The organism is Reinekea sp. G2M2-21 (genome assembly GCF_015687175.1).
Classification (GTDB): Bacteria; Pseudomonadota; Gammaproteobacteria; order Pseudomonadales; family Natronospirillaceae; genus Reinekea.
The window spans coordinates 64133-76012 of sequence record NZ_JADPQG010000003.1 but is presented as its reverse complement, the minus strand read 5'-3'; the positions used below and the strand labels follow the sequence as shown (position 1 = coordinate 76012).

At 50.1% G+C, this 11880-nt stretch carries 10 protein-coding genes; 2 read left to right on the top strand and 8 right to left on the bottom strand.

Annotated elements, in window-relative coordinates:
• The first annotated feature begins 14 nt into the window (after positions 1–14).
• Together IYN85_RS12630 and IYN85_RS12625 are read left to right on the top strand one after the other, a co-directional pair.
• Positions 15–974: a hypothetical protein gene (locus IYN85_RS12630; RefSeq protein WP_196159272.1), complete on the top strand. Its 960-nt coding sequence runs from the start codon at positions 15–17 to the stop codon at positions 972–974.
• Between the two features lie 617 nt (positions 975–1591).
• Positions 1592–2293: a polysaccharide deacetylase family protein gene (locus IYN85_RS12625; protein WP_370592201.1), complete on the top strand. Its 702-nt coding sequence runs from the start codon at positions 1592–1594 to the stop codon at positions 2291–2293.
• A gap of 167 nt (positions 2294–2460) precedes the next feature.
• Here the strand turns inward: IYN85_RS12625 and IYN85_RS12620 are convergent, their stop codons facing one another.
• The 8 genes from IYN85_RS12620 to IYN85_RS12585 all read right to left on the bottom strand — a co-directional run bounded on the left by IYN85_RS12620 (position 2461) and on the right by IYN85_RS12585 (position 11880).
• Complete coding sequence (locus IYN85_RS12620; protein WP_196159271.1) at positions 2461–4275, bottom strand: long-chain fatty acid--CoA ligase; 1815 nt, start codon at positions 4273–4275, stop codon at positions 2461–2463.
• 9 nt (positions 4276–4284) lie between these two features.
• Complete coding sequence (locus IYN85_RS12615) at positions 4285–5076, bottom strand: ABC transporter ATP-binding protein (protein WP_196159270.1); 792 nt, start codon at positions 5074–5076, stop codon at positions 4285–4287.
• A gap of 91 nt (positions 5077–5167) precedes the next feature.
• Positions 5168–6364, bottom strand: coding sequence for an ABC transporter substrate-binding protein (locus IYN85_RS12610; protein WP_196159269.1), 1197 nt, complete (start codon positions 6362–6364; stop codon positions 5168–5170).
• Between the two features lie 18 nt (positions 6365–6382).
• Positions 6383–7360, bottom strand: coding sequence for a branched-chain amino acid ABC transporter permease (locus tag IYN85_RS12605; RefSeq protein WP_196159268.1), 978 nt, complete (start codon positions 7358–7360; stop codon positions 6383–6385).
• Positions 7361–7437: 77 nt separating this feature from the next.
• Entirely contained in the window at positions 7438–8442 is a 1005-nt protein-coding gene (locus tag IYN85_RS12600; protein ID WP_196159267.1) for a branched-chain amino acid ABC transporter permease, read from the bottom strand.
• Positions 8442–9215 carry an ABC transporter ATP-binding protein gene (locus tag IYN85_RS12595; RefSeq protein ID WP_196159266.1) on the bottom strand — a complete coding sequence of 258 codons (774 nt, stop codon included), beginning with the start codon at positions 9213–9215 and terminating at the stop codon, positions 8442–8444. Before IYN85_RS12595 ends, IYN85_RS12600 begins: the two co-directional genes overlap by 1 nt.
• Positions 9216–9615: 400 nt before the next feature.
• Positions 9616–11076, bottom strand: a complete 1461-nt coding sequence (locus IYN85_RS12590) for a diguanylate cyclase (protein WP_196159265.1) — start codon at positions 11074–11076, stop codon at positions 9616–9618.
• 141 nt (positions 11077–11217) lie between these two features.
• Positions 11218–11880: an aminodeoxychorismate/anthranilate synthase component II gene (locus tag IYN85_RS12585; RefSeq protein ID WP_196159264.1), complete on the bottom strand. Its 663-nt coding sequence runs from the start codon at positions 11878–11880 to the stop codon at positions 11218–11220.

The window sequence follows — 11880 nt, the reverse complement described above, 5'->3', positions numbered from 1 at the left end:
CCCACAAGGTACGCATGAAAAAACTGATATTAATTGAAGGGCTGCCTGGCAGTGGTAAATCCACCACGGCGCAGTGGCTGCATCATTCCTTTCGGAAATCTGGACTAGTCTCGCGTTGGTTTTATGAGTTATCCGAACATCATCCACTTACGTTGCCTTCATGCGAAGGTAAGAGTTCAGGTAGCCATTTACTATTGGTTAGTGTCGATATATGGAAAAGATTTATTCGATCTGAGATGAGTGAATATGACGCGGTCATCATCGACAGTGGTTTCTTTCAAAAAAACATCCTGCATTTGATGAATGTGAACATAGGTGCAAAGATTATTCAGAATTACGCGTCGCAGGTTGAAGCCCTGTTAAGCGACTGCGATACGCATTTTATCTATTTGGACGAAGGCGATGCCCAGATGCATATGCGGAGAGTTTTTCAGGCTCGAGGAAAGAGATTTCAGAACGTTTTAACCGAGTGGACGAATAACACTGACTATTCAACAAGCAAAGGATATACGGGTCTTGAGGGGTGTTTGAATTACTGGACAGATTATAAAGACCTTTGCGATCGAATTTATGAAAAATCGCAATTCAGGAAAATCGAGATCGGTGTGAACACCGCTCCTTGGGCTGAACACTATCAGACGCTTTCTCGGGCCTTACAAGTTAGCCATGTTGATAATAGCAAGAGTTCGCCTGTTTTAAGCGGCCAAGTATCTGGAGACTATTTAATGCGCAACTCGGATATTCGTGTAAATATTACAGAGAAGTCTGGTTATTTCACCGTTAAGAACTTACTTCATTCGCTTGAGGTGGAGTCGGTATTAATTCCAGACGGTTCAAACAGGTTTTTTATCAGGGGTCATGACGTTAGTCTTCAGTTTGAGGAATTTCGACAAGGGACCGCTCACGTGATGAAAGTTGCAAGCAGTTGGAATCAACTGAATGGACGAGTTTTTGATCGCGTGACGTTGTCCTGAAATGGCATCTAACGATAAATTGTTTTTCTAGGTCGAAATTTACCGGGTAAGAGAAGAGGTTCGAGCTCCTTAACTCGTCGAAAAACACGGGTAGTATGTACATACAATGTTAAAGGTTAATTTTCGAGCGGAAGTTGCAACTATTGAAACTTTAAGTCGTTAATAGCGGTTTGACCGGGTACCTAATTTACTTTTTTAGACGTTACATTTTATGAAACACTTATTAGCCATTGCATTCGTGTGCGTTCTTACAACATGCTCTGATAAAAAGGCTGAAGACGCGGAAGCTTTGGTTATTTCCATCGAACAATTTAGAGATCAAAACGGTGTCATACCAACCGACTCGGAAATACGTCAGTTATACGAAAGGTTAGACATAGAGTATTCAGAAAGCTGTCCATGTTATCAGTACATAGATGAGAATGAATACAAAGTATACTGGGGGAAAAGCTTGGGGGAGTCTGGCTATTATGACTCAAGAACCACCGAGTGGCGGAAGTAACCATTGATCAAGATCAGCAAGAGACGGCCTGCTAATTTAATCTACTCTCGCGGTTATGCCTTCTACTGGCATTTACCGCGTACAAAACAATGCGTTTTAGCATTAAGGAATAAAAGTGAATAAAGGGATATTTGCAGTACTCGTTCTCCTTCTGGTAGGCATAATTCTTTTCTATATCAGCAGGTCTACGTCCTTCCAGTTTTTTGGAGAGCTTGTCGATAGAGTAGATACCGAAAGAAAGGTCGTCGCTTTAACATTCGATGATGGTCCAACAAAATACGCTACAGATGAAATTCTTAGAATCCTTGATGAGAAGAATGTTAAAGCTACATTTTACTTAATGGGCCAGTCTATAGACGAGAACTTTCCGTTGGCCAAGTCCATCGTATCGAGTGGTCACGAAATAGGTAATCACTCTTTCTCTCATTCTCGAATGCTGCTTAAATCCTATCGTTTCATTAGTAACGAAATAGACGATACGGATGCATTAATACGCGAATCTGGGTATGTAGGTGAAATAACGTTCAGGCCACCATATGGCAAGAAGCTTTTTTTGTTGCCGTATTATCTGAAGCAAACGAATAGGCAAACCGTGATGTGGGATATTGCCACTGAAGCGAATCTGGGCAAAGACGCCACAACCCATGAAATAACGGAATTCGTCGTAAACAATACACAGCCAGGTTCCATCATTCTTCTCCACGTGATGTATCAGTCCCGAAAGCAGGTTATGGCTTCCGTTCCGGAAATCATCGACCAGTTAAAATCTGAAGGCTATGAGTTTGTGACGGTCAGTAATTTGCTTTCTCTCAGGTAGCGCTGAACAAGTCGCGAGAGCGAGTGTTTTAAAAGTTGCATTCCGTTGAGGGTTTTTATGCCGGGTATCCCAGAAAACGCTAAAGATCCCGGCGTTTTGCTTCTCTTTGTATTCAACTGTCCTTTTCGTCACCAATCTCACTGACAACCCTGCTAACATCACCAACCTTAAGCCGCATGCTCGGCAAATAGCTGTTCAATTTCAGTTGCGAATTGTTCGGCAATATTTTTTCGTCGCACTTTCATGGTGGCGGTCACTTCACCGTCATCGTGGTCCAGTTCTTTCGGCAGTAGGTAAAATCGTTTTATCTGCTCAACACGAGCAAGTTGTTGGTTGGCTTTTTCTACTTCGCTGGCGATGAATTCGATCACGGCTGGGTTCAGGGTGAGCGATTTGAAGGTGGTGTAGGTTATACCGGCATTTTCAGCCCAGGTGGGTATCGCGTCCGGGTCAATTTGTATCAACGCGGCCACATACGGGCGTTGATCGGCAATGCATATGCATTCTTTGATGTAGGGCGATGCCTTAACGGTGTTTTCAATTAGGCTGGGTGACAAGTTCTTGCCTGCGGCGTTAATCATGATGTCTTTCTTGCGGTCAACAATGCTGAAGCTTCCGTCCGGGTGCGCGGTGGCGATGTCGCCGGTGTGCAACCAACCATCGGTTATGGTATCCCGGGTGGCTTGTTCGTTTTTGTAGTAGCCCTTGAAGATGATGCCGCCTTTTACCAGCAGTTCGCCGTCTTCGGCGATTTTGCATTCCACGCCGACGGTTGGAAACCCAATGCGCCCGTCACTGTTCATATCCCATGGTTGCACGGTGGCCGCACCGGTGGTTTCGGTCATACCAAATATTTCACAAAGTCGAATGCCCATGCCGCGCAGCTGCGCGAGCAGCGAGGGTGAGATCGGTGCCGCTGCGGTCATCGCGTAGTGGCAATGCGCCAGCCCAAGGTAGCTGCGCAGGTGACGGTACACCAGTGCATCCCAGAACCGGAATTCGAGCCGTTCTTTGCGGTTCCAGTTCACTGGCAGCTTACTGCCTAACGCGTGTGCTCGGTTCATGGCCATACCAATCAGCTTTTGTCGCAGCGGTCCGCTGCGCGAGGCCAGTACCGAAATCTCCGCCTGCATTTTTTCCCAGATTCTCGGTACGCCAAAGAAAAGGTCCGGCGCTATTTCCTGCAGGTCGGTGCGAATGGTGCGCAAACTTTCACCGAAATTAATCACAATTCTGTTTCGCATGGCATTCAGGTTGGACACGGCCTGTTCGGCAATATGGCACAGCGGCAGGTAAGAAAGGATGTTCTGTCCAGGTTCCGTGCGAATGGTTTCAGACACCACTTTCATTTCGTGCCACATGTTGGCGTAGGAAATCATCGCGGCTTTGGGAAGTCCGGTAGAGCCGGATGTAAACACAATCAGCGCCGTGTCGTCTGGGTGTTGGTGTTTGTGCCACTCGTTCACGTAATCCGGTTGCTGTGTTAACTGCTGCCGTCCCTGTTCGATCAATGTGTCCAGGCTGACCAGTTTGTCGTGTTGGTAGTTCTGCAACCCTTTGGTGTTGAATACGATAATTTTTTTCAATAAGGGCAGCTGACCTTCAATGCTCAATACTTTGTCGACCTGTTCCTGGTCTTCCACAAAAACCATGCTGCAATCGGCGCTGGTTAACAGGTGCAGTATTTCATTCGCCGGGCTCGTGGGGTAAATGCCGCAGCAAACGCCCGATAAAAAATTCGTCCCCAGTTGTGCCAAAATCCATTCTTCGCAGTTCTCGGCAATAATGCCAACGTGGGCAGCGCGCTCCGCGCCGTTCGCCCGCAGCCCGGCAGCAATGGTTTGGGTAATGTCGAGGTAAGCTTGCCAGGTCATTTCCTGCCAGATGCCGAATTTTTTTTGACGCAGGGCAATGTCATTCGGATATTTCCGGGCATTGTCTTCCAGCATTTGCGTAATGCTGAGGTAGGTTTCCTCTGTCATGTCAGGCCCTCAGTTTAACCAGCGTTTGCGGCGCTTATAATGTTTAACATCGCGGAAGGACGACGCATCCTGATGTTCCCCCATACCGAGGTAAAAGGTTTGAATGTCTTTATTCTGCTTAAGTTCGTCGATGGAGCCTTCCAAGACCACTTTACCGTTTTCCAGTATGTAACCCTGGTGCGCAACGCGAAACGCCGCTGCGGCATTTTGCTCCACCAACAACATGCTGACGCCCTGTTCCTGATTAATGCGCCGCACAATCTCAAATATTTCATCCACAATTTTAGGGGCCAGCCCTAACGAAGGTTCATCCAGCAATATTAATTTGGGTTGCGCCAGAATGGCGCGGCCAATGGCGAGCATTTGTTGTTCGCCACCCGAGAGCAGCCCCGCTAATTGTTTGGATCGTTCTTTTAAACGTGGGAAAAAATCATACACCTGTTGGTAGTCTGCTTTTTTATGTCGGCCGGTGAGCGCGTAGGAGGCCGCTGTCAGGTTATCTTCAACACTCATTTCAGCGAAAATCCGTCGACCTTCACGAACATGAACCAACCCGTTGCGGGCCAGCATGTGCGGTTTTGTTTTCAGGATTGACACACCATCGAGCTGGATCTGGCCGTCTTCTATGTGGCCATTTTCCAATCCCAGCAGGCCGGAGGCGGCTTTCAATACGGTGGTTTTCCCTGCGCCATTGGCGCCGAGCAGGGCGGTGATCTCGCCCTGGTTGACGGTCAGGGAAAAGCCCTTCAACACCTGCACGGCGTGATGATAATTCACGTTGATGTTTTCAATCGTTAACATAGGGTCTCGTTTTTCAGTGCGTTTACGTCCAGACAATTAGGCGGTTAACGCCCGGAATAGTTTCAGGGCATTAACCGTGTCAGGGTTTGGTTCAGGTGGTTATCCAGTCTGAAACCGGGGTAAACAATTTGGTTTCGGCACTGTATTTGTAAACGCGACCTTGACCGATTTTATGCTCGGCCAGCGAAACCGGGCTGCCAAAGAACCCGCCTGTGTCCCAATTGCGGATGGAGCGCATAGAGGCCATCAGGTTGTCAGCGGTAATGGGTTTATCGGCTTCGATGGTGATCTCCATCGACTTCTTCCAGATCAGCAAATTGATGTACGCTTCCAGCGCCCAGGTGACGATGTAACCCGGGAAATCAGCGTTCTGTGCTTTTTTCCAGGCGTTAACTTCCTGATAATAGGGCGCGTCTTTCTGGTCGTAGAAATAGCGGTACGGCATAACACCCTGATAACCGTCGAGGAACGGTCCAGCCTGTTCGGTAACACGGTCCGCCACCACCTTTTCCATTCCCCAGAAGGTGCCCATGAATTGCGTGCTCAAGCCAAAGGCGCGCGCCGCACCAATTAACTGTGGCCATACGCCCGTCACGTAACCCTGCAGAATGGCGTACTCCGGGTTCGCCTGCGCCAGCTTGGTCACGTGGGATTCGATATCCGCACCAGCTGTCTTAGTCACTTCTTCCAGCACAATTTTAATGCCCAATTGCTTGGCAATGTTGCGGGCGTGTGGAATGGGGTCGCGGCCGAATTCAGAATCGGAATACACCAGAGCGACCGTTTTACCGCCTTTGGCGCTGATGTCTTTTAGCAGAATTTCCACCTGATCCTGATAGCTCGGTCCGGCCATAAACTGGTACGGACGTTTCGCCGGGTCAGCCAGCGATGACGCGAAAGAGGTCGACATCATCATGACCGCTTTGTCACCGGTCAGCGAAGGACCCACCAATTCCATAAAGCCGGTAGAGTCACCAAAGTAACCGTGCAGGGGGCCGCTGGCCAGAGCGCGTTCGAAATTCGCCAGTGCGTTTTTCGGCACGTAGCCAGAGTCTTCCACTTCGATTTTCATGGGCTTGCCGCCAATGCCGCCTGCGTCATTCACCATCATGGTGAAATCGGTCAGTGCTGGTGCAACCAATTGGCCCGCTGTTGCAAAAGGACCGGTCATGGGCAGTGACCCGCCAACGCGCCAGACTTTTTCTTCGGCCCGAACAATGGCAGGTGCCAAACTGGCGGCTGTGATTGCGGCGCCAGCTTTGATAAAGGTTCGACGTTTCATCGTCATGTCTAATTCCTCTTGTTGTTATTTTGAGAATGGCCAGCGCGCGACAAAGCGCCAGAAACGATCCCATATCGACACCAAGCCCATGGGTTCGAAAATCAGAAACAGAATAATCAGCAGGCCGAACACAATGTCTCGGATCGAGCTAAAATGAATAAGGGCGTTGCCATCACCACCGGTAAAGACGCCGCTGATAATTTTCAGAATTTCAGGAATCAACAAAATCAGCAGGGTGCCAAACAGCGGCCCCAGCGTGCGCCCCATGCCGCCTGCGATCAGGCAGACCACCAGAGTGATCGACATGTTCAGGCTGAAATCTTCCGGCAGAATCGCCGGGAAAAAATAACTCCACAGCGCGCCGGCCGCGCCGCAATAGGCGGCAGAAATAGCAAAACTTTTCAGCTTATAGGCGTACAGGGATATGCCCAGAATTTCGGCGGAATGGTCGTTGTCACGAATGGCAATGAGGGCGCGACCAAAGCGGGTGCGAAACAGATTTTGGGCAAACAGAACGAACACCACAAAGACTGGCGCAATTAAGTAATATTTGGCGGTGTTCGAGGCCAGCTCCCAGCCGAATATCACGGCGTTGGGGGTTTCGATGCCTTGACGGCCTCCTGTCCACGGTGCGGCCCAGTCCTGACGGATGAGAAACAGAATAATAAAGTTGGCTGATAAGGTCGCCACGGCAAGGTACAGGCCTTTTACGCGCAACGATGGCAGCCCGAACAGCAGACCAAACAACGCGGCTACACCGGCCGACAACGCCAATGTAATGAGCGGGAATAAATTCTCGACCGCGTTATGCGCGATAACGGCGGTATAGGCACCAACGGCGAAGAACGCGCCATGCCCGAGCGACATTAAGCCGGTGTATCCCACCAGAACGTTCACTCCGGTGACGGCAATCATGTAAATCAGGATTTGTCCGGCAATCAGCAGCAAGTAATTATTGGCAAACAATGGAAAGGCAAACAGGCCGATCAAGGCAATGACCAAACCTGATTTTTTCGCCCAGTTATTCCAGATGCTTTCGTCAGCGGCGTATGCCGTTTTGTAATGTCCGGTAATCAAAATTAAATTCGCTCTATTTCGGCCTGACCCAACAAACCGTTCGGTCGCCACAGGATAACCACAAGAACCAAGACGTAAGGGACGATCTCGGCGTATTCACCACCGAATTTCCATTGCGTGAACGCTTCCATAATGCCGATGATCATGGCCGCAATGAACACACCCGCAAACGAATCCAGCCCGCCCATTAACACCACCGCCAACACCGACAAACCAAACAGGCCGAGTGTGGGAGACAAGCCATTGCGACTGGCCAGAATTGCGCCCGCAACGGCGCCCGTGGTGGCGGCAACAACCCAGGCCGAGGTGAACACTGCAGGCACGTTAATGCCCATTGCGTAAGCCGTGGATTGATCTTCAGCGGTGGCGCGTATGGCGACCCCTGAGCGCGTGAAGCGAAGCACCAACATGAGTGCCGCGAATAACAGCAACGCAATGACAAAGTTCACCACTGAGGCGCTGAACAGAAATACCTGATCACCAAACAGTTGAAAACGAATCGGGAAATTAGGACCCAGGGCCGGTACCTGGTCGATATCCGCTGACCAGATTAACGAAGCACTGCCTTCCAGTACCCAGATTAAACCGACGGTGCACAGAATCATCGACAACGAACTTTGCCCAAGCAGCGGGCGCATAAACAACCGTTCAATGACCACGGCAAGCAGGGCATTGCAGATTATCGAACCCACCAAGCCCAACACAATGCGCGGCAGGTTACTCACCCAAGCGGCAATGGCGGCTTTGGGCGAAAACATCATGGCGCCTTCTTTGTAGGCGAGTAACCACTCGGGTTCCCATTTAGCAACCCAGTCGGGCATGAATTCCGCACCCGGCAGAATCACGGCAAAGGTGAAGTAGAAGTAAGCCCCGAACATAATGACGTGCCCGTGGGCGAAGCTGACCACTTTGGTGGATTTAAAAATGGAGACAATGCCCACCGCAATTAACGCGTACAGTGCGCCATTCATCGTGCCGTTCAGCAGATACTGCATAACTTGTCCCATTATGCGGCTCCTGCTTCGTTGCTGCCGAGGTAGGCTTCGATAACAGCTGGGTTTTGCTGCACCTCGTGCGGGGTGCCTGCGGCAATCTGGCGGCCAAAGTTCAACACCACCACCTGATCGGAAATATCCATCACCATGCCCATGTCGTGTTCAACCAGCAAAATGGTGGTTCCCCATTGCTCTTGAATGTCCAGAATGAAACGGGCGATGTCTTCGGTTTCTTCCCGGTTCATACCGGCGACGGGTTCATCCAGCATCAACAACTTCGGCTTCATGGCCAGCGCACGCGCCAACTCGACACGCTTCTGTAAGCCATAGGGCAGCGCAGCGACTGGCGCCTTGCGGATATGGTCCAGTTCGAGAAAATCGATCACGTCGCGCTCGATCTCGGCACGGAACGCCACTTCTTCGCGTTGCGCTGCACCGTAAAACCAGCCGGAGGCAAACAAGCCGGACGACAATTTATTGTGGCCACCCAGTTTGATGTTATCGAGCACGGTCATGCCCCGGAACAGGGCGATATTTTGAAAGGTACGGGAAATCCCCAGTTTGGCCCGCTGGTCGGGTCGGATGTGGGTAATGTCTTTGCCTTCAAACAGCACAGCGCCTTGCTGTGGCTGATAGAAACCCGAAATTACATTGAACAAACTAGTTTTACCGGCGCCGTTCGGGCCGATAACGGAGGTGATTTCGCCTTGTTTCGCTGTAAAACTTAAATCAACGAGTGCGCGAATGCCACCAAAACTCAAACTCGCGTTTTGAACGGTTAGCATGCGTTATAACTCTCTTAAGCAGGCAATGTGGGTTGCTTGCATTTTTATTGTTTTTATTTTGTTACCGGCCACCTTACCGATTCCTGTTATGTGGGGTCAACAGAAATAACCGTCTCGGTTGTTTGCCAATGCGCTTGTCTTTTAAAAAGGGTAGACCGGTATCAAGGTTACGCCAAAAGGCGCCAAACAGATTTGTTTAGCGGTGCGGGTGTTTGTGGCATGCGACTAAAGTTGGAGCCAGAACCCTTTGAATGACCTTATCAGCGTGTTCAGGCAGTGCGTTATAGGTGCCTCTTTCGATTTATTGTTGCTAAAACCTTCATGAAAGACGGTGCTGTTCGGAAGATTAATGAATTTTTAAACGCGATGAGGCTGCCGGGTTTGAGAAACTTTATTCCACTTATTCCACAAAAATAACTTGATCCTTGCCTTTGTTCTTGGCCTGGTACAAGGCAGAGTCGACCCGGTCCATTAACGTCAATTCCGTGTCGGTTTCGTTCACCAACGAAACACCGATGCTTACCGTCAACCTAGGTTGAATGGATTCAAAGTTATGTTCGCGAATCATGGTTTGCAGTTTTTCTGCCAGCAATAGAATAGCCTCGGCGGATGTTTCACTGACAATAATGATAAATTCTTCACCGCCCCAGCGACCAAGAAAATCCACCTCACGGATGCGGGACTGAACAAACTGCGATAATTCAATGAGAACTTTGTCCCCGGTCAGATGCCCATGTTCGTCATTGATCCGTTTAAAGTCATCGATATCCAGCAGTAGCAGGCCAAATGGTCGTTTATCGCGACGGTAGCGAATCATTTCCAGATCCATAAACTCTTTAATGCGGTATCGGTTCCACAGCTTGGTGAGGGCGTCTTTACGGTACAGTTCTTCCAGTTCGAGTGTTCGCCGCTGCAGTAGTTTGCTGCTTCGGGATTTGTCCATGTTGAGAATGGCGAACACAAAGAGCACCAGTGAAAAGATTGCCGCGAACAGTTGCAGATAGATCAAAGCGCTATGCGGATCTGCCTGATAGAACGGTCCTTTGTTCAAGGCAGTGGCCACCACCGCCAAAGACAATGCCGCCACCTGCACGGAAAACACCAGGCGTTGACCCAGGTGAATCAGGGCGTAAAACAGCGCGGGCAAAAATAAAAACAGGCCGTATTGGGCAAGTTTGGGCAACCTCAGAATGTCGAAAATCACGCCAGTTATCAGCATCGCGTACGCGGTCACTACGATCAGTGTGAACAAGGTTCTGCGCGTGAAGTGCTCTTCTGGGTACAGCCAGGACAGTAAAAACGGAGTGAAAATAATGACGCCCGTGCTGTCACCGAGGAGCCAGGTTTGCATTACGGTGCGATACGCTTCCGATTCAATGTGACCAAACCACAGCAAACCTGTCGCCCCGAAAAGTGCGCTGATGAAAGGGCCGACAAACGCACCGAAAACGATGAAAATCGCCAACGATTGGTGGCTGTTTAAAATACGGTTTGAACGGTTGAGGTGAACGATGAGCTGGGCCATGACCACAATGCTGATAACGTCGCCGATGCCGTTTAACGTAGCAGATGCGACCGCCGCCAGCATTCGCGTCAGGCTGTCTGTTGAAAAATATGCCCAGATATTGCCAGTGAACGCGCCCAGAAAGATACCCGGCCAAATTTGAGGTCCCAGTCTCAGGGCTACAGCCAACAGTATGCCGGAGGGGATCCAAACGGGCGTGACATTGGCGGGGTCGATGGCGAACATTTGCCCGATGCGCGCGCAAATGACATAGGTAATGGCGACCCACAGTGACTGGCCCACTCGGACATTCCGGAAGGCCGCTGTCGCATCGCTGTTCAGTTTAAGAGCAAACATGCCGGGGCTGGTCTCCGATTCAGAGAGCGCTATTTACTCTATGAGCCTAAACCATAAAGTGGTTCTGCGACAGTTTTTCACGCAGGTGATTGCAACCGGCCATCTAAGCCGGTTTAGGGCAGTTCGGATTATTGCTCAAGCTTAAGCGACGAACAGGAAATTCCGGATCAGGTCTTTCCCGCCTTCGGTCGCAAAGGATTCCGGGTGAAACTGGATGCCGTAAATCGGGTAGTCGTTGTGCTCGACGCCCATGATTTCGAAATCACCGGCGGAAGTCAGTTTGTCGCGGTTATTAAAGTCTGCTTTGGTCAGCGAACCGACTGTAGCGTTCACGCGCAGGCATTCTGGCAACGTTGCCGCGCTGGCAATCAGGGAATGATAGCGCATAACCTCAAGCTGATCGGGCATCTGCTCAAAAACACCGGTGCCGTCGTGATTGATGGGGCTTATTTTCCCATGCATCGGTAACGGCGCTTTGACAATGTTGCCACCAAAGCAATGCACGATGCCCTGCATGCCAAGGCAAACGCCGAGCAGGGGTATGGTTTTACCGAGTTCTGTGATGACCTCAGCGCACACGCCAAAATAGTGTTTATCATCCGGAGAGCCAGGCCCGGGGGAAATAATAATGCGGTCCGGTTGAGCATTGCGGATGTCGGCCAGGGTGACTTCATCGTTGCGTTTTACGGTGATGATAAAATCGCTGATCGTCCCCTTGTTTTTCTCACTTTGCAGAACTTCACCGATAAACTGATACAGATTGAAGGTGAACGAGTCGTAGTTGTCGATGATGTAAATGTGCAT